The 19,325-nt window shown below is 61.5% G+C and carries 15 protein-coding genes and 1 pseudogene; 10 read left to right on the forward strand and 6 right to left on the reverse strand.

Annotated features, from left to right (window positions below; all coding sequences use genetic code 11):
- Positions 1-525 precede the first annotated feature (525 nt).
- From A9179_RS10720 to A9179_RS10760, 9 genes and pseudogenes are all read left to right on the forward strand, one after another.
- Positions 526-1,254: a helix-turn-helix domain-containing protein gene (locus A9179_RS10720; protein WP_187805795.1), complete on the forward strand. Its 729-nt coding sequence runs from the start codon at positions 526-528 to the stop codon at positions 1,252-1,254.
- A 71-nt stretch (positions 1,255-1,325) separates the two neighbouring features.
- Positions 1,326-2,225 carry a sterol desaturase family protein gene (locus A9179_RS10725; protein WP_262410573.1) on the forward strand — a complete coding sequence of 300 codons (900 nt, stop codon included), beginning with the start codon at positions 1,326-1,328 and terminating at the stop codon, positions 2,223-2,225.
- Positions 2,226-2,643: 418 nt separating this feature from the next.
- A pseudogene (locus A9179_RS10730) lies at positions 2,644-3,008 on the forward strand (DUF3302 domain-containing protein).
- A gap of 859 nt (positions 3,009-3,867) precedes the next feature.
- Positions 3,868-4,809, forward strand: coding sequence for an NHL repeat-containing protein (locus A9179_RS10735; RefSeq protein WP_262410575.1), 942 nt, complete (start codon positions 3,868-3,870; stop codon positions 4,807-4,809).
- 187 nt (positions 4,810-4,996) lie between these two features.
- Complete coding sequence (locus A9179_RS10740; RefSeq protein WP_187805796.1) at positions 4,997-6,340, forward strand: UDP-glucose dehydrogenase family protein; 1,344 nt, start codon at positions 4,997-4,999, stop codon at positions 6,338-6,340.
- The gene (locus A9179_RS10745) at positions 6,337-7,332 is read left to right on the forward strand and encodes an NAD-dependent epimerase (RefSeq protein ID WP_187805797.1); all 996 of its coding nucleotides are present in this window, start codon (positions 6,337-6,339) and stop codon (positions 7,330-7,332) included. Before A9179_RS10740 ends, A9179_RS10745 begins: the two co-directional genes overlap by 4 nt.
- Before the next feature lie 4 nt (positions 7,333-7,336).
- The gene (locus tag A9179_RS10750) at positions 7,337-8,140 is read left to right on the forward strand and encodes a TVP38/TMEM64 family protein (RefSeq protein ID WP_223123191.1); all 804 of its coding nucleotides are present in this window, start codon (positions 7,337-7,339) and stop codon (positions 8,138-8,140) included.
- Between the two features lie 66 nt (positions 8,141-8,206).
- Complete coding sequence (locus A9179_RS10755; RefSeq protein ID WP_187805798.1) at positions 8,207-8,947, forward strand: glycosyltransferase family 2 protein; 741 nt, start codon at positions 8,207-8,209, stop codon at positions 8,945-8,947.
- 101 nt (positions 8,948-9,048) lie between these two features.
- Positions 9,049-10,518 carry an ArnT family glycosyltransferase gene (locus tag A9179_RS10760; RefSeq protein WP_187808562.1) on the forward strand — a complete coding sequence of 490 codons (1,470 nt, stop codon included), beginning with the start codon at positions 9,049-9,051 and terminating at the stop codon, positions 10,516-10,518.
- Between the two features lie 132 nt (positions 10,519-10,650).
- On the opposite strand, the gene A9179_RS10765 is transcribed toward A9179_RS10760, so the two are convergent.
- The 3 genes from A9179_RS10765 to A9179_RS10775 form a co-directional block, all read right to left on the reverse strand.
- The gene (locus A9179_RS10765; RefSeq protein ID WP_223123192.1) at positions 10,651-12,264 is read right to left on the reverse strand and encodes an ArnT family glycosyltransferase; all 1,614 of its coding nucleotides are present in this window, start codon (positions 12,262-12,264) and stop codon (positions 10,651-10,653) included.
- Between the two features lie 161 nt (positions 12,265-12,425).
- Complete coding sequence (locus A9179_RS10770) at positions 12,426-13,208, reverse strand: COG4705 family protein (RefSeq protein WP_187805800.1); 783 nt, start codon at positions 13,206-13,208, stop codon at positions 12,426-12,428.
- Between the two features lie 351 nt (positions 13,209-13,559).
- Positions 13,560-14,864, reverse strand: a complete 1,305-nt coding sequence (locus A9179_RS10775; protein ID WP_187805801.1) for an MFS transporter — start codon at positions 14,862-14,864, stop codon at positions 13,560-13,562.
- A 364-nt stretch (positions 14,865-15,228) separates the two neighbouring features.
- On the opposite strand from A9179_RS10775, the gene A9179_RS10780 reads away from it, so the two are divergent.
- Positions 15,229-16,479, forward strand: a complete 1,251-nt coding sequence (locus A9179_RS10780) for an OprD family porin (RefSeq protein ID WP_187805802.1) — start codon at positions 15,229-15,231, stop codon at positions 16,477-16,479.
- A gap of 133 nt (positions 16,480-16,612) precedes the next feature.
- Here the strand turns inward: A9179_RS10780 and A9179_RS10785 are convergent, their stop codons facing one another.
- From A9179_RS10785 to A9179_RS10795, 3 genes are all read right to left on the reverse strand, one after another.
- Positions 16,613-17,083 (reverse strand): hypothetical protein, encoded by a 471-nt coding sequence (locus A9179_RS10785; RefSeq protein WP_187805803.1) that lies wholly within the window; start codon positions 17,081-17,083, stop codon positions 16,613-16,615.
- 146 nt (positions 17,084-17,229) lie between these two features.
- Positions 17,230-17,973, reverse strand: coding sequence for a siderophore-iron reductase FhuF (gene fhuF, locus A9179_RS10790; RefSeq protein ID WP_187805804.1), 744 nt, complete (start codon positions 17,971-17,973; stop codon positions 17,230-17,232).
- Between the two features lie 10 nt (positions 17,974-17,983).
- A complete protein-coding gene (locus A9179_RS10795; protein WP_187805805.1) occupies positions 17,984-19,282 on the reverse strand; it encodes a lysine N(6)-hydroxylase/L-ornithine N(5)-oxygenase family protein in 1,299 nt (432 codons plus the stop codon).
- Between the last annotated feature and the right edge of the window lie 43 nt (positions 19,283-19,325).

Consider the following 19,325-nt stretch of genomic DNA (forward strand, 5'->3'; position numbering starts at 1 on the left):
GCGCCTGACTGTAAGGCGCGTGATGATCACTGCATTAGACGAAACGAGGAGGGCGCCAGAGTCCTGCAGGCTCTCGCTTAATCACCGACTGGGTCAGCAATATTTCGGGGCGTGAGAGGAGAGGGGATATGCTCTTGATCACGGTGGTCTGGAGAAGCCCTCCGGTTTTGCATTCCTGACCGGACTTGCAGGGGGACTTACTGGCCAGCCCATCGGACTTGTCCATTTGTTCGCAGCAAGGAGCATCAGCCGTTGCATGGTTCTGATGATCGGCGCTCTGCATCGGGCAAGGTTGTGCCGGCATGCTGAAAGCCACACCGCCGAAGGTCGGCAGCACGAGGCTAGCAATCATTAGCAGGATCAATCCAATCCGACGCACAGCAATTCACCAGGCGGGGCGATAGGGCGACGATAGCAGATTGCCCCGAGGCATGAGCGTTCCTTTTGACGATAACAGCACTTCGTTGATTTGGATCAAATAGAGTGTCATTCGGAGTAGGGTGCGGAAAACAGAGGAACTATCAGGTGATTGCATCACAGAGCGCCAGCTGGCACGGCAAAGCCTGGGTATCTCCAGGTTTCGGGGTGTTTTTAGGGCAGGTAGGCAATCATGATTGGCACCGCCACATGGCTCACCAGATCACCATTGGTATCAACCACGACTTGACGGTGACTACACCTGGTAGCCACGTCACGGCCCGAGCCATTTGCATTCAAGCGGGCGTCACTCATCGAATCGAAGCAGTCGAGGTTATTTCGATTTACCTTGATGCACTTTCTGAGGAGGCACGGGCATTCACTGCCTCTACGAGCATCTTGCCTATCGATGTGCAAAGCATTTTGTCTCTGCAGACACTATTGGCAACTCCCTGTATCACCGCACAGAAAATGCGGGGAGCGGTTCGCCAATTTCTTAATCTCACCGATCTACCAATCATCGATCCACGGCTGCAACTTGTCCTGGAAGCCTTGAACGAGCCCACCAATGGCAGACAAGAACTGGCAGATCTGATGCACCTGTCGACGACTCGCTTTTCTCATTGGTTTGTTGAACAGACTGGCTTGCCATTGCGCAGCTACCGTAAGTGGCTTCGCCTGGTCGCTGCGTTACAACTCATTACTGCTGGCCAAAGTCTGACAGGGGCCGCCCATGCAGCAGGATTCTCGGATTCCGCGCACTTTTCTCGCACCTTTCGCAGCCTCTTTGGCCTCGATCCTTCTTCAGCTCTGAGCCAGGTCAGTCTCAGCAGCTGAGATCAGCTTTTTTGTTCAAGCCAGAACCCTGGGGGCCGCTTAACGTAGGGTCATCAAGAAGAGGGGGCCGCATGATGAACAATTGCTTAAGATTCATGATCCGCTGGTTCAGCTATCCCGTCATATTTGGCGGTACGGCTGGCTGGATGATCTGGCAGCTATACGAGGGCTTGCCATATTGGCCCAGCACAGCCCTGATTGCCGTAGTCGGAATTATTCTGGTCGCCATGCTGGAGCGTCTACAACCGTTCCGTCAGAGCTGGCTTGCCGACCACCACGATACACTGACCGATCTGCTCCACCTGATCGTGAATCTGTCCGTCATCCAGTTCACCGCTGCGGTTCTGGCTCGGCTGGGCGATTGGGTGCCTGACGCTGCGCGTACCTTCCCAACGGATCTGCCGCTGTGGTGCAAGCTACTCATCGTAGCCATGGTTTTGGATCTCAGTCTCTACGGCATGCACCGACTCAGCCACTACATGCCTTGGCTATGGCACCTGCATGAACCCCATCACAGTGCAGAGCGACTTTACTGGATGAATGGCGAGCGTCGACATCCACTACACGCGGCGATCATGGCGGGCCCTGGACTCTTGGTGCTCTTCGCGATGGGAACACCTTCATCTCTCGTCGCAACCTGGTTTGGCATCCTGACAGTACATCTTGCATTTCAGCATTCCAATCTGGACTACTCGCTAGGCTGGATGAGCAATGTGATTGGCGTTGCTGAGACACACCGCTGGCACCACAAGCGTGAGTTTGAAGATGCTCAGGTTAACTTCGGCGAGTTCTTGCTCCTGTGGGATCACCTGTTTAGGACCTTCTACGCTGGAACAGACAAGCTCGGCGATGCCCAGGTAGGGCTACAAGAGCGTGACTACCCAACGGCATATGGGGCTCAACTGGTAGCTCCGTTTAAGCGGATGTCCCAAACTCGCCGGACTCGCAACACTCATTCGGCACGAAGCTAGCCAGAGTCCGGTAAACCAGAAGCGGGTGGAGCTGGTTGAATCCCAGACCCCATCCGTTGGTGTGGAAGCTTTGTTGGTGCCTCTAGAACTCAGCCTATCAGCGGTCTCGATGCATTTCAGGCATTGCCTTCAAAAGCCCCAATGAAGTCTAAGTTGCCTCCGGTATTGGCGCCCGTGCTGCGACCGCTGTGCATGTTGAATATGCCGGAGATGCGCAGTCACCGCCTGCGTCGCGAATTCGTCACCACTTATCTTGCTCGAGATCAAGCGCCAGGCTGGCCGCAGGATGATGGCAACGTCCATGGTGACACAGAGGAGGTAGAGCCCTCGGGGCAAGCGCGGCAGGGCTATGGGGCAGGCCATAGCCCTCTGCACTACACTGCCAATAGTGTTTAGTTCTCCACGGACGGAAGAAACTTTGCTCGATTACTTTGAACTGGGTTTATTGATTTTGTTGGGTTGGTACTGTTTTACGGGATGATTGTTATCCATGACATCCCTTGCGAAATTGCCAGGCAGCGCAACCACCCCCATCAGGATTCGATCCATGCCGCCGGCTGGGTCAGTATGTTCACATTGCATGCACTCTGGCCGTTCCTGTGGATATGGGCGACCCTTTACCGGGAAGACCGCGGCTGGGGCTTTGGCGATGGCAGCCCGCAAAGCCGTGTCGTTCGCCTAGAGCAACAAGTAGCTGAACTACAACAGCGTATCGAACGGTTGGAGGAGTATGCAGGGGAGGCACTAGATTCGGGTGAGATCGATTCCTGCGAGAGAATCTGAGCGATGGACTTTTGCGCGTACTCACCGTCTTAGGTGATTTGTCGATCAATATCGTGATCGTCTCGGATTGAGTCGATCTGCCGTCAGGCACCGCAGGTCGTACGGACAACAGTAATCAGGACATTCACTATGTCCGCCTAATCGCATGAGCCTCGTTGGGTACCAAGGCTGTGGATGACAGCTTTGTTGGCACCCCTGAGTTCGGCCTTATCAGCGGCCTCGGTGCATATCAGATATTTCCACTATAAGCCGTTATTATTGATGGAAGAGACCAGGAGCGATGTCCCACATTGACTTCCAAGAAGCAGATGGAGTCCCACATTGCCTTCTAAAACACCAACAAAGTCCCAAGTTGCCTTCCAAGGCGATCAAAAAACAGGTCCAATCCGGCCAAAAGTCCCAGACTGCCTACCGCGAAAGTTTAACCCAATGCAGCGTTAAGGAGCAGCAGGATCCTGAAGCTCGTAAACGGCGCATTCCTGAAATGCTACGATATTTAACATAATATACATTATGCGAAGTATCTGTAGTTCGCTTCAGCGGCATCGGGAGCTTCGTAATCAACCGCCCTGACTGGCGCACGATTAGCGCCCATTGCTGAACTCTGTGGATCGAGTTCCTGCCTGAGTCTGAATGTTTGCTCAATTGAGCTGCTCAGTGCGCTACAGATCCACTGGCACCTCGGTTCAAATTGCTCCACGAGTTTTATCGCATTCCACATGACATCACCGCATGCAGTTTTCTCGTAAAACCATCGAGAACGGACTTTCCTAGCCTGAGCTTCCAGATTCCGGCCAATGTCCGACTACGCTATGTGGCGTATCTATGCGCTGCGCCAAGCATCCTGAGGACGCTCGCCATGACAGTGAAGTCTGACCTCGAATCAATCCCAGACCCTGCTGAGCAGCCAGCGTCGACTGCGGCGAATCACCGACGGTCATTCACGTCTCAACGTTTCCGTCGTGGGCTGCTGGGGCTTCTGGGCATTTGCCTATTGCTTGGAGCTGCCATCCCCGCGTGGCGCCACCTCTACCCCGCCACCGCTGCCAATGGCTGGACGTCCAGCGTATATCTGGACGGCATCGAACGCGCCAGCGCACTGCTTTACGATGACAATGGCGGCCTATATGTCAGCCAGGAGATCCAGGATAGCCAAGGGCGGATCCTTCAGCTCTATGCCAACGGGCAGACCAGGCGCGTGATCGAGGGTCTCTCCAAGCCTGATGGCATGGCGGGCTACCGTGACGGAGTTGTATACAGCCAGGAGCAGGGCGAGCACCCGGTTATCTGGATGAACGAGCAGGGTTCGCGCGAGTTGTTCACTGCCGACAGCGTCGAAGGCCTGGCCAGCGATGGCCGCTATCTCTATGCCGTCGAGGATCTGCATGGAATCGGACGACTCCTGCGCTATGACTTCGAATCCGATAGCGTCACCACCTTGCGCAGCGGCCTGGACGAAGCCGAGTCCATTGCCAATTGCCCGGACGGCCGCTTCTTCTACACAGAGAAAACGCTGGGTCATATCCGCCAACTGATCGGCAACGGCTCAGACCCTGTGGTGCTGGATGGCCTGCACGAGCCAGGCTTTCTCCTGTGCAACAAGGAGGGCCTATGGATCACTGAGGACGCCACCCATATGGCCCGTGTGCTGCTCTGGCAGGGGGCGGACAGGCTGATCACAGTGCTGAGCCACCTGCGCTCCCCCCAGACAATTGTCGAGGTCGCCCCCGGTCATTACCTGCTAGCCGAACAAGGGCGAAACCGCATCCTGCAGCTCAGTCGGCAAGAGTCGCAGCCCTGAGGCGAGTTGGAGGTTCAGCCTCTGACACGCAGCCGCAACGAAACACTCCTACAGTAGCTCGCGGGGGCATTTGACATGAATCTCACATTTGCTGAGCTAGGATTCTGAGGCGCTTGGAGAACTGGCACGACGGCAGGGTTGAGTTCCCCGGTCGGCCTTACAAGGGACAAGAAGAGTTAGGCGCTGGATGAAAATAACCATTTTTGGAACTGGCTATGTCGGCCTCACCCAGGCGGCCTGTCTGGCAGAAGTCGGTCATACGGTCTGCTGTATCGACATCGACGAACAGCGTATCGCCCGCCTCAATCGAGGCGAGTCGCCGATCTACGAGCCCGGTCTCGAAGCTCTGCTCCAGAGCAACCTCGCCGCCGGGCGCCTGCGCTTCAGTACGGACACCGCCGCAGGTGTTGACTTCGCCAAGGTCATTTTCATCGCGGTGGGTACACCGCCCGGCGTAGATGGCAGCGCCGACCTCCAGCACGTCTTCGCGGTGGCCGAAACCGTCGCCGCACACGCCACCGAGGCCAAGGTGGTGATCAACAAGTCCACCTCTCCGGTCGGTACCGCGCAACGCCTCAAGGCCCTGCTGGATCAGACTCTGGCACGACGCGGCCGGGCTTATGACATGCGTGTGATTGCCAACCCCGAGTTTCTCAAGGAAGGTTCAGCAGTCGAGGACTGCATGCGCCCCGAGCGCATCATCATCGGCATTGACGGCACCCAGGACATCGACCTGTTCCGCGAGCTGTACAACCCCTTCAGCCGCAATCACGAAAAGCTCATCGTCATGGACAGCCGTAGTGCTGAGCTGAGCAAGTACGCGGCCAACAGCATGCTAGCCACCAAGATTTCTTTCATCAACGAGATGGCCAACCTTGCCGAACGTCTCGGTGCAGACATTGAAATGGTGCGCAAGGGCATCGGCTCCGACTCACGCATTGGCTACGACTTCATCTATGCAGGCTGCGGCTATGGCGGCTCATGCTTCCCGAAGGATATCCAGGCGCTGCAACGCACGGCTGCCGAGGTGGGTTACCACCCACAACTGCTGGAGGCCGTGGAGTCGATCAACCAGCGGCAGAAGCACAAGGTCTTCGAGAACATCCTGCGCCACTACAACGGCGACCTTAGCGGCAAGACCTTCGCCCTCTGGGGCCTGTCCTTCAAGCCCAATACCGACGATATGCGCGAGGCACCGAGCCGGGTTCTGCTCGACGCGCTGTGGTCATCCGGTGCGCGCGTCCATGCCTTTGACCCCGAAGCCATGCCGGAAGCCCGGCGCATCTACGGTGAGCGCGATGACCTGCACCTGGTCGAATCCAAGGAGGCGGCACTCGACGGCGCCCATGCGCTGGTGATCCTCACCGAGTGGCTGAACTTCCGCATCGCAGATTTCGGCCAGATCCACCAGCACCTGGGCGACAAGGTGGTGTTCGATGGTCGCAACATGTTCGACCCCGAGAGCGTGGCCCGCGAAGGGCTGGCGTACTACTCCATCGGCCGCACGGTGGCGGGAGTGAAGCCGGCATGAAGTTCCTGGTCACCGGGGCCGCCGGCTTCATTGGCTTCCACATCGCACAACGCTTGTGCAGCGAAGGGCATCAGGTTCTCGGCATCGACAACCTCAACGATTACTACAGCGTTGAGCTCAAGCTCGCCCGCCTGGAGACGCTGCAGCGGGAAATGCCCAGTTTTGAGTTCCTCCGCCTGGACATCACCCACCGGGAAGGTCTGCAAGCCATGTTCCGCCAGCACCAGTTCGAGCGGGTGATCCACCTTGCGGCGCAAGCTGGCGTGCGCTACTCCCTGGACAACCCCCACGTCTATGCGGACTCCAACCTGACGGGCTTCGTCAACGTGCTGGAAGGCTGCCGCCAGACCGGCGTGCAGCATCTGCTGTACGCCTCCAGCAGCTCGGTCTACGGCAACAATGCCAAGGTGCCCTTCGCCATCGAGGATGTCGTCGAGCAGCCGATCTCGCTCTACGCCGCCACCAAGCGCGCCAACGAGCTGATGGCGTACACCTACGCCCACCTCTACCGGCTGCCCACCACCGGCTTGCGCTTTTTTACCGTGTACGGCCCCTGGGGCCGCCCGGACATGGCACCCTTCAAGTTCACCAAGGCGATCCTTGAGGGTCAGCCGATCGACATCTACAACCAAGGCGACATGTCGCGGGACTTCACCTACATCGACGACGTCGTCGAAGGCATCATGCGTATCCAGGACTGCCCGCCCCCCTATGCCGACGAGTCCGAACAGGCTCGCCAGGGTGCCCCGGCCAGACTGTTCAACATCGGACTAGGCTCGCCTGTACGGTTGCTGGACTTCGTTGGCTGCATCGAATCGGCCACCGGCATCGAGGCGATCAAGCAGATGAAGCCGATGCAACCCGGCGACGTGTCACAGACCTGGGCCGATGTCAGCGCACTCGCCGTGCGAACGGGGTTCCGCCCCGCTACTCCCTTGCCTGAAGGCGTGGCGCGTTTCGTAGCCTGGTACCGCAGCTTCTATGGCGCCTGACCTAATGGGGAAGACGAAACTGTATGCCGAGCATCTGGATAGCAACGGGTTGCCCAGGGGCACGACAGTGCTGAGCCCGCGCATTGCAATCAAAGGCCTGGGGCTGATCCTCAGCCTGGCGCTGATCGGCTACCTGTTCCACAGCAGTGATCTGGGCAATGCGATCAACGAAGCCTGGATTGACGCCCATATCCGCGATCACGGCGCCACCGGCGCCCTGCTATTCCTCGCCATGGGCATGCTGTTCACTGCATGTGGCATGCCGCGGCAGATCATCGCCTTCCTGGCCGGTTATGCCTTCGGCCTGTTGCCCGGCACTCTGCTCGGTACGTTCGCGGCATTGCTCGGCTGCCTCCTGACCTTTCTCTATGCCCGCCTGTTCGGCAGGAGCCTGCTGCGCAACCGGCTCGGCAAGCGCGCCTCACGCTTCGATCGCTTCGTTCACCATCACCCGTTCTCCATGACCTTGCTGATCCGCATGCTGCCGGTCGGCAGCAACCTCCTGACCAACCTTGCCGCTGGCATTTCGAGTGCTCGTATGGCCCCTTTCCTGGCAGCCAGCTTCCTCGGTTTCCTGCCTCAGTCCCTGGTATTCGCCCTGGTGGGTAGCGGCATTGCGGTCGCCCCGGTGCTGCGTATCGGCCTGGCTGCCTTGCTGTTTCTGCTCTCCGGCATGCTGGGGGCCTGGCTGTATCACCGCCATCGTCACGGCCTCAGCATCGACGCCCAGGTCGACGCCGCGCTTGGCGAAATGGAGCATCGGCACCCTGAATCCAGCCCTGGCAGGTCGTCCGTGGACTCGCGCTAGCCTGCCGACAGCCATCACCCGCAACAGGTTCGAATGACTCGAATGAACACGTCCAATGGAGGCGGAATGTTGACCAAGCCCTACCTCTCGGTTCTGATCCCGGCCAAGAACGAAGCTGAAAACCTGCCCACGCTGCTGGAGGAGATCCGCCGCGCACTGGCCGGTGAGTCTTTCGAAGTGATAGTGGTCGACGACGGCAGCACGGACGATAGCGCCTCGCGCCTGCTGGCCATGAAAAACGCTGGTTACTCGCAGCTGCGCATTCTCAGCCATGAGCGCTCGTTGGGTCAGAGCACCTCGATCTACCATGCCGCGCAGGCTGCTGCAGGCACCTGGCTGGCGACCCTGGATGGCGACGGACAGAACGACCCGGCGGACATTCCCGGCATGCTGACCATAGTCCGGGCCGTGGATGCGCACAGCAATCTCAAGCTGATTGCCGGCCACCGGGTCAACCGCCGCGATACCGCCAGCAAGCGCTGGGCCTCGCGCTTCGCCAACCGCCTGCGCAGCCGCCTGCTCAAGGACAACACCCCGGATACCGGCTGCGGCCTCAAGCTGATCGAGCGCGAGGCCTTCCTTCGCCTCCCCTATTTCGATCACATGCACCGCTTCATCCCTGCACTAATCCAGCGCCACCAGGGCAGCATGCTGGTGCACCCAGTGAATCACCGGCCGCGGGGTGCAGGCGTTTCCAACTATGGCAACCTCGACCGCGCGCTGGTGGGCATCCTCGACCTGGTTGGCGTCTGGTGGCTGATCCGGCGCACTCGACTCGACGCCAGTGCTTGTGAGCTGGAAAGTTGAGCGTGGATCAAAGCGCCTCTGTTCTGAACAGGAACGGGGCCTTGAACCTGCTCCGCGCCCATCGCACCTCGCTATTGCTCCTGCTGTTGCTTGCTGCCGCCATGATCGGCGCGGGCCTGGGCATGCGCCATCCGTCCAACGTGGACGAGGAGCGCTTCCTCGGCGTGGCACTGGAAATGCTCCAGAGCGGAAACTGGCTGATCCCACACCGCGCCGCTGAAATCTACCCGGACAAGCCGCCACTGTTTATGTGGGCAATCGCCGCCCTGAGCAAGCTTGGCGTCACACCCAACATCGCGCTGTTTCTGCCTGCGCTGCTGGCTGGCGTGGTGGCCACCGCGTGCCTGCACGACCTTGGCACCCGCCTGTGGAACCGCCGGGTGGGGATGATTGCCGGCCTGTTGTTCCTCGCGACCTACCAGACCTACAGCATCCAGCGCGCCGGGCAGATCGATGGACTCCTCCTGCTCTGGATCGCCATCGGCCTCTACGGCATGCTCCGCCATCTATTGCTGGGGCCGGCCTGGGCCTGGTTCTACGTCGCCTGCGCAGCCATGGGCTTCGGCATCATCAGCAAGGGCGTGGGCTTTCTCCCGGCGCTGCTGCTCGTGCCTTACGCCTACGCTGTCCGCCGCGGCTGGAGCGGGGTCACACGGATGCCCGGCGAGGCGCGTGCCTGGGCGCTCGGCCTGATGGTCGCGCTGGCAGCCATCGCGACCTGGCTGGTGCCGCTGCTCATCAAGGTGGCGCTGTTTGGTGACGAGGCCAGCCGGGCCTACCTCCATGAGATTCTCCTGAAGCAAACCGCCAAGCGATACGTGAATGCCTGGCACCATCGCGAGCCTTTCTGGTTCTTCTTCACCCATGTGATTCCCAAGAACTGGCTGCCCCTGGTTCTCGCCCTGCCCTGGCTAGTACCAGCCTGGCGCCGCCAGTTGAGCAAGCAGGATGGCCGCTACCTGGTGCTGCTCGGCTGGGTGGTGCTCGTGCTGATTTTCTTCAGCCTCAGCAGTGGCAAGCGCAAGCTCTATATCTATCCCGCCATTCCCGGGCTGGTTCTGGCAATCGCACCGCTGCTGCCCTGGCTGCTGCGCCACTGGTTCGCCAGCCGCCCGCGTGCGCGGAAGATCTTCATCGGCCTCAGCCTGTTCTGGTTCGCCGCTTGGTTTGCTCGTGGCTTTATCGAGCCAGTCAAGGACGGCGCCAACCCGCGCCAAGTGCTGATGGCGCAAGCGGCCGAGGTCAGCCGGGGCGCAGAGCTGGTGCTGAGCAACTGGCGCGAAGGCCACTGGCTGTATGCCCGTCAACCCTTGGTGCATTTCGGCGTGGTGGCGCCGAATCAGGTGGACAAGGCTGCCGAATGGTTGCGTCAGCACCCCGATGCCTATGCCATGATCCGCGCCGCGGATTTGCCCCGCTGCTTCACCCCGGAGAAGGCGAAGCGCATCGGTGATGGCGACGAAGAGGACTGGTATCTGGTGCAGGCCGATGCCGACAACAATCGCTGTCACGACCCAGCATTCACCCCACAATCAGCTTATCGCTTTACCTGGAAGCAGCCGCTCGACTAGAAGCGCAGCTGCCTTGCCAGGCAGGGCTCGCCGCTCATGCACAGTTTCCTATTAATTCTCTGGCGCGGGATAGCGCCACTGTCCTGCAGACACAGCAGCAACAGGGCAAATCAGTATCTGCAACCCACGCACTCACCTCTGCGCCGCCTGTCTCAGTGCCCCGTCAGATGACGGCTCTGGGCGAGCCGGATTGCTGATCTGCAGCGGGTGGCCTAGTTGTACCGCCAACAGCCTGAGCGCAGTCGGGGCGTCCAGCAAGACGGCGACTTCTCCGCGAAAACCTTGCCGGACAATGGCGGACTGCACGGCCTGTGCCTCAGTCTTCTTCAGGTACATGACGGTCAAGGTGTCGGGGTGTTGCTGCAGCCACTCGGCCAGACGCTCTTCATCGGTGAACTCCAGCAGAGGACGCTCCAGTCGCCCGGAGAAGTGGAACTGGTCGTGATAGATGCCGTCATTCGCAACCCTGAGCCCACTGGTCTGCGCGCTGCTGATCGCGCTCGCCAGGGGGGCAATATCGTAGTCAGCACGCAGGGCTGGGGAAAACGACAGCTGCAGCAACGCCACCAGCAGCGCAGCAAAGATGGCCAACACCGGCAGTGGGTTCGACATGCGCCGGGCCAGCAGCCAGGTAACCGGGGCCAGCGCGATGAGCAGAAGCGCCGGCGGCAGTGCAGGTGGAACCGAAAAGCCCTTGGGCAAAGGGATCAGTCCGGCAGCCAGTGCCAACAAGGCACTGCCCAGCAGGATGGCCGCCACTGGCAGTCCGGCAACACCGGCCAGAGTGCGTCCTGCCAGGCTGCGGGCGGCGAACAGTGCAAAGACCGGGAACAACGGCAGCAGGTAATGCACCTGCTTTCCGCTGATTAGCGAGAGCGCCAGAAGCACCGGTATCAGCCAGGCGATGCAGAAGCGGCTGCCGAGGTCGAGTTTCTCCGTCAGCAGCTGGTAGCTGCCCCGCCAGAGGGCCGGCCAGAGCAGCCAGGGGAACAACAGCAGCGGCAAGGTGGGCAGGTACCACCAGAATGGACGTTGGTGGGCAAACGACTGAACCATACGCTCAGCCGTCTGCCCCCAAAAGATTGCCCGCTGGTACGCTTCGCCGCCGGCCAGCCCGGCCGGGATGGCCCAGACCAGGGCGATGGTGGCGCCCAGCAGGACGGCAGCGCCCAGGCCGGCAAGCCAGGAGCGCCAGGCGAGTGCCGGCTGCCACCACAATGCGAGCAGGGCCACCGGCAAGCAATGCAGGACAATCACCGGGCCTTTGGCCAGTACGCCCAACGCGATCGCCAGGCCGAGCACGACGAATCCGCTCCGCTTGCCCTGGGCCGCGCTCAGCGTGCCATGGGCGCCCACCAGGGTAAGCAGAGCCAGCAGCACGTCGAACATGGAGGCGGTCGAGAAAATCAGCCACAGCAACGAACTGCCCAGCACCAACGCGGCCATCCCCCCTACCCCGGGCTGCTCCGGCCACAGCCGGCGGGCCAGACGGTACACCAGCCACAGGCTCGCAGCGGAGCACAGTGGAGATACCAGCCGCGGCCACCATTCGTTGACGCCGAACACGGCCCAGCCGGCCTGGTATAGCCACATCAGCAACGGTGGTTTGTCGCTGTAAGGCAGGCCGTTCTTGACCGGCACCAGGAAGTCGCCGCGTAGCCACATCTCCCAGGCCACGCTGATATAGCGAGTTTCGTCGATCGGGGTGAGGGGCCGCGCGTAGATGCCGATGACAGTCAGCATCATGAGGAGTAGCAGTCCCAGCCAGAGCCAGGCCCGATCCTGGTTAATCGAGAGTCCTTGCATTGTTGTTCTTATGTCCTGTGAATGACGTTGACCTGAGCGGCGACCGTCAAAGTTCCGCCAACCCGGAAACCCCGGTCGATATGGCTTTACAATCCGGGCAGTCAGTCGCTGCCCACGGCGATCGCGTGCCGGTGTTCCTGCCAGCTCAGGTAGCCCACCAACACCAGGATTATCACGACGAACACCGCGCTGGTTCCGACTGTGCCGAGCCCCAACCCGCCCTTGCGTATGGAGTGCGAGAGCCAGTCGCCCATCGACGCGCCGAACGGCCGGGTTAGCACGTAGGCAATCCAGAAGGTTGCGACGACATTCAAACGGAAGACGTAGTGCGCCACAGCCACCAGGCCGATGCAGCCGGCGAACAGCAAAGCGGATATCACATAGCCTAGACGAAACTCCTCGGAGACGAGGTCGCCTGCGGCAGTCCCCAGGGCGAACGTCACCAGGATGGCCGTCCAGTAGAAGTGCTCTCGACGCCCTGGGTAGATACTGCGGATCGACAGCGTGCCCTCGCGGGCGTACCACAGCGTGAAGGTCAGAATTAACAACACACTGAAGACGGCAGTCGTCGTGGTCAGAGCGACCCCGTAGGTATCCACCAGGCTGTCAGTGAGCAGCGTGCCGAAGATGCTGACCTGGACGACCGTCAACCAGTAGATCCAGGGTACGTAGTGCTTGCTGCGCAGCTGCATCAGCATTACGACAACAAGCAGCCCTCCCATCAGCAGGGATGTCAGCGGGAGACCGAAGTGCAGCTTGAAGATCAGGAAGTCGGCACCGGTTTCACCTACAGTGGTCGACAAGATCTTGATGATCCAGAACACCAGCGTCACTACTGGAACCTTGTTCTCTAGCCCCACTTGCCAGCTGGTGGTCTCGCCCATGCGGATGCTCCTGCAATCTGTTGCGTTGATTGGCTATCTGGCCGCATTGGCGAGTGCGGCCCCAATTAACATCGGCCTTCCGCGATTGCACAATGAAAACGCTTCGTCGTAACGCTCACTGCAAGAGCGGGCAAGTTAGCTGGAGGGGAGCGTATGGAGATGAACGTGAAAGTACCGTCGGGCACTTGTAAATAATTCGTTCAGTCATTGCGGTAAGGCGCGCCAGGACTTCTCCTCCAGCTCGTAGCTGATATCGCAATGGTCTGCCAGCGAGCCCTTGCCGCAGCTGGTGACCATGGCGATTTCCGTGAGGAGTTTTTTTCAACCTGGTACGCCTGGCTCAGGACACTATCACGACGCCGGTGGTTCACCGGATTCGCTGCCAGGCTGCGGCCTCTGCATCTGCGCATGCACGGTCTGGGTATCGACCCGCGGATCCAGCGCTGCCGAGAGCGGCGAACTGGTCATGTTGTCGGGCATGGCCACGTGTTGCAGAGGCGCGTTCTCGACCGGCTGCATCTGCTGCTTGATGGTGTCCGGGTGCACGCGAAAGATCAGCACGAAGGCGCAGAAGCTGACGAAGGCATACAGCATGTTCGGCCCCAGTTCGCGCATCAGCACCCCGGCAGTCAGCGGCCCCAGGCTGGCACCGATGCCGAAGGTGACCAGCAGCATGGCGGTCAGCGAGACGCGGTGCTCGGCTTCGATGTAGTCGTTGGAAAAGGCCACGGCCAGAGGATAGAGGCTGAACTGCAGCAGGCAGAGGACAAAGCCCAGGGGGAACAGCAGCATCAGCGGCAGGTCGGGCAGCAATGCCAGCGGCAGGCTCGCCAGGGTCAGCAGCACCGCGCAGTTGCGGATCAGCGCGCCGCGGTCGTAGCGATCCGACAGCCAGCCCAGCGGCCATTGCACCAGTAGCCCGGCGAGGATGCAGCTGGCCATGAACAGGCCGACCTGCAGGGTACTCAGGCCCAGGCGCGAGGCATGCAGCGGCGCCAGGCCGTAGAACGAGCCGATGGCCAGGCCCGAGACCAGGATGGTGGTCAGCGATTGCGGCACCCGGCGGATGAAGAACATCGGCTCCAGCGCCACCGGCTGCATCGGCGCCGGATGGCTGCGCCGGGTCATGGCCACCGGTACCAGGCACAGGGCGAAGCACAGCGCCACCAGCATCAGCAGTTCCGGGCCGAGGGCCGGGTGCAGCACCAGGGTGAGCTGGCCGAGCATCAGGCCCAGGTAGCAGGCAATCATGTAGCCGGAGAACACCCGGCCGCGCTGGCTGGCCTGGGCCTGCTCGTTCAGCCAGCTCTCGATCACCATGTACATGCACATCATGCCCAGGCCCACCAGACCGCGCAGCAGCAGCCAGGCCGGCAGCCAGTCGATCAGGCCGTGGCAGAGCACCGCGGCGCTGACCACCCCGGCGCTGGATACGAAGGCGCGCATGTGCCCTACCCTGGCGATCAGCCGGTGGCCGACCTTGCCGCCCAGCACCAGGCCCAGGTAGTTGGCGGCCATCAGGGCGCCGATCCACAGGGTGTCGACCTTGTCCGCCGCCAGGCGCAGCCCCAGGTAGGTACTCAGCAGGCCGGAGCCGATCAGCATCAACAGGGTGGCGAAGTACAGCGAGCGAAAGGACTTCCAAATGCTGGTCATGGGCGTATCGAAGGCTCTATCTGGAGGGATGCGCGAATATCCATTAGCTAAGCAGTATCGCTGCGCGGATAACAGCCCCCGGATAGGGGGGGATGGCCGGGTTAACGCTGGCGCAGCAGCCAACCGGTGGTCGCCAAGCGTCTGCTACGGGCCGCACAGAGATGTAATTTTTTCTTCAATGCCATAGAGTTACGGCGATTTCTGACAGGCGAGACAGAATTTTCGGCAGCCCCAGGCTAACCGGGAACGCCGCTTTTGCCCAGATTGCACTATCCGCACCCTCCCCCGACCGGTTCGACCTGACGGGGCGGCGGCTTTTTGCGTTCCAGCTTCAAGACCAATGACACAGAAGGAGCAGATCCACATGAACCTCTTCAAGTGCAGCGCACTGGCGCTCGCCGTGGCCGCCAGCGGCCAGGCCATGGCCAGCGAGCAGTCCGAGTCCAAGGGTTTCGTCGCCGACAGCAGCCTCAACCTGCTGCTGCGCAACGCCTACTTCAACCGTGACTACAAAGACCAGACCCACGACGTCGAGACCTGGGGCCAGGGCTTCATCGGCACCTTCGAGTCCGGCTTCACCGAGGGCACCGTCGGCGTCGGTGTAGACGCCTACGGTCTGCTGGGCATCAAGCTGGACAGCGGCCGCGGCCGCAACTACGGCGCGTTCTTCGACACCTACAGCGACGGCCATCCGGTCGACGAAGTGTCCGAAGCCGGTGCCGCGGTGAAACTGCGCCTCTCCAACACCGTGCTGCGCTACGGCAACCAGTTCCCGTCCATGCCGGTTCTGGCCTATGACGACTCGCGCCTGCTGCCGCAGTCCTTTACCGGCACCCTGGTGACCAGCAAGGAAATCGAAGGCCTGGAACTGAATGCCGGTCACTTCACCACCGACAGCCCGATGGGCGACTCCTCGCGTGACCCCAATCGCCTGAAGAGCACCGACGTGCTCGGCGGCAGCTACGCGGTCAACGACGACCTGAGCGTGGCCGTCTACCACTCCGACGTGGAAGACACCTACAAGAAGTACTACGGCAATGTGAACTACAACATTCCGCTGGCAGCCGAGCAGGCGCTGAACTTCGACTTCAACCTCTACCGTACCGACTATGAAGATGGCGCCAAAGCGGCCCTGGACTTCGGCGGCGACGGCAACAACGACAGCAACACCCTGTGGAGCCTGGCGGCCAAGTACAGCACCGGTGCCCATGCCTTCATCATCGCCCATCAGCGCAGCAGCGGCGACGCCGGCTACGCCTACGACTATGGCGACGGCGGCAGCAGCATCTACGTGGCCAACTCCTACTACTCGGACTTCAACCTGAAGGACGAGCAGTCCTGGCAGGTCAGCTACGAGCTGGACTTCACCACCTTCGGCGTACCGGGTCTGACCTACAAGACCGCCTACGTGCGCGGCAGCAACATCGACGCCGGCGGCGAGCAGGACGGCACCGAGCGCGAGTTCTTCAACCAGGTCAAATACGTGATTCAGGAAGGCGCGGCCAAGGATCTGTCGTTCAAGCTGCGCAACTCGATCTACCGTGGCGACGACGATGTCGGCCCGGATCTCAACGAGGTGCGTGCCTTCATCGAGTACCCGCTGGAAATCCTCTAACCCTGCAGGGTTAGCCTCCAGCCAGAAAGCCCCGGTTTATCCGGGGCTTTTTTATTGCAGCCAGGTGCAGCCTGCCGGCTAGGCGCCCCCGACTAAGCGTCCCCAACTAGGCGCCCCGACTAGGCGTCCCCGACTAAACGTAAGTGTCGATGCCGACCTTGGCCTGCAGCCAGTCGCGGTAGGTGGTCAGCGAGTCGGTCTGCTGGTCGCCATTGCTGCCCTTGAAGGCGATGCCATCGACCACGCCGTTGTCCACCAGCTTCTGTACCTGGGTCAGCAGCTTCTGTGCATCATCCTTGTCCAGCTCGGCCACATCCGGCAGCGGGATGGTGGCGTTGCCGACGCTGCTGGAGCCACCGGTCAGCCCGCTCAGGCTGCCCAGGCTGCTGGACGAGCCGGAGCTGCCGGCCAGCGCGGCGAACAGGCCGCCGGTGTGGCGGGCGCGCATCATCAGGGCCAGGTGCTTGATCTCGGCGACCGGGTCGCTCTGCTGCTCGCTGTCCTGCTGGCTGGTGGTGTTCGTGTTGCTGCTCGTGCCTGTGGTCTTGCTGATGGCGGTGTAGCCGCTGAGCGAAGACAGCAGGTTGCCCGAGATGCTGGTCATGGCAAGCTCCCTTGGAAGACCGTTATCGGGCTGTCTTCAGCAGGAATCAGGCCAATTGCGCCAAGCGCCCTGCAATGGGCCTTGCAGGCAATCGGCGGGGCCCGATGGTGGCGTAAAGTTGCCGGCTTGGGCAGGTTGTTGCCGCTTCAGGCCGCCGCCGTTTCGTCCGGTGGCGCGTCCAGGTGCGGGCAGTTCTCGCACATGCTCATGCCCAGTTCGTTGCGGATGCAGCACAGGCGCCGCTGCCGCCAGGGCTGACACTGCTCGCCCTGGTCGACGTAGCGCACCGGCTGGAACAGATGATTGCGCAGACCATCCGGACGCTTCGGCGCCTCCAGTATCTGTTTGCCGGGAGCCAGCATGGCAGGCGGAAACGGCATGCCGGAGAGGGTCGCCATGAACCATTCGAAGTAGTTGCCGGCATTGCTCCACAGTACCCGGCTGGCCATCTTGCGGTAGCCGATCAGGGCCTGGATGAAGGGGGCCAGGTTGTCGTCCAGCAGTTCGGCAAAACGCTCGAAGCCATCGCCTGGCGGGTTGTTCCAGCGCTCGCCGGCATGCGGCAGCTTGAAGGCCTCGGGCAGGCCATCGGCACCAACCACCACCTGGATTTCGTCGAACGCCAGCGGCAAGCGCCAGTTGAGAATCAGGCTGGCCGCCAGCACCGGAGGGATCAGGCGCAGGAAGTAGTACTTCGACCACAAGGACAGCAGCGCCCGCCGATCACCCTCGGCATGTTCAGGGCCGAAGCGCAGCAGCTGCTGCTCCAGCCGTTCGGCGCTGACGAACTCGCGCGCCGGCAAGGCCGGGCGCGGGTCGTCGGTCAGGGTCAGAACATCGCGGTAATGCGCGAACGGCCCCTGGAACAGCCCGGCGATGGGCGGTATCACCGCCCTGCCCTTAGGCGCATGCGCTGGCCATTTCCTGGCCGCGTCGACGGCGGCTGTCGAGCAGCGCATCCACCACTTCCTGGGAGCGCACCGCCAGCACCGACAGCAGGGTGTCGCTCAGGCCGTGGCTGGCTTCGCAGCAGCCCTGCAGGAAGATCCCGGCACTGAAGCCCGGCGGGCATTGCAGGCGGTAGTCGCGCGCCACGTCGGCCTCGCCCAGGAAGCCTTGCAGGCCTTCGAGCAGGCGCTTGTAGCCGTCGCGGCGATAACCGGTGGCCAATACCACGCCGTCGAACAGGTGCTCCTCGCGGCCTTGCGGGCCGTTCAGGCTGAGGCGGATACCCTCCTCCGCGGCCTGTACCTGCTCGACCCGGCGCTGCGGCAGCAGCTGGTGTGGCGCGTGACCGCTGACCTTCTGCAGGTACAGGCGGTGGTAGATGCTCTCGATCAGGTCGAGGTTGACCACCGAATAGTTGGTCTGCGCGTTGGCCTCGATGAAGGCCTGGCGCACCTCTGGCTGCTGGCCGTAAACCAGGTCGGTGTAGGACGGATCAAATATCTCGTTGACGAAGGGGCTGTCGTCCGCCGGGCGCAGCGCCTGGCTGCGCATCACCAGCGACACCTCGGCCCGCGGATAGCGACCGCAGAGGTCGTTGAAGATCTCCGCCGCGCTCTGCCCGGAGCCGATCACGGCCAGGCGCTTAGGTGCGTCGACGCCCTGGATACGCTCCAGGTAGGCCGAGGAATGGATTACCCGAGCATCGCTGCGCAGGGCACGGAACGCCTCGGGCACCACCGCCTCGCCGCCGATGCTGACCACCAGGTTACGGGTGATGCGGGCGCGGGTACGACCATCGGCCAGGCGCGAGATGACCTTGACCCGGGTGACGTCGCCGCCATCCAGCACCGGCTCCACGCCTATCACTTCCTCGCCGTAATGCACACGGTCGTTGAAGTGGCCGGCGGCCCAGCCCAGGTAGTCGTTGTACTCCAGGCGCGAGGGCGTGAAGGTACTGATGTTGATGAACGACTCCAGCCGGCCCTTCTGGTGCAGGTAGTTGATGAAGGTGTAGCGGCTGGACGGGTTACGCAAGGTCGCCAGATCCTTGAGGAAGGAAATCTGCATGCGGCTGTCTTCCAGGAGCATGCCGCCGTGCCATTCGAAGGCCGGTTTCTTCTCCAGGAAGCAATAGCGCAGACCACCCTGCTCGCGCGTGCGGCGGTCTTCGTCGAGGGCCACGGCAATGGCCAGGTTGGCCGGGCCGAAGCCCAGGCCGATTACATCGTATTCAAGCGTTTCTATGCTCATGTCAGGCACCGATCCCGCGCAATGGCTCGTGTGAAGGTCTGGG

The organism is Pseudomonas alcaligenes (assembly GCF_014490745.1).
In the GTDB taxonomy this organism is placed as follows: domain Bacteria; phylum Pseudomonadota; class Gammaproteobacteria; order Pseudomonadales; family Pseudomonadaceae; genus Aquipseudomonas; species Aquipseudomonas alcaligenes_C.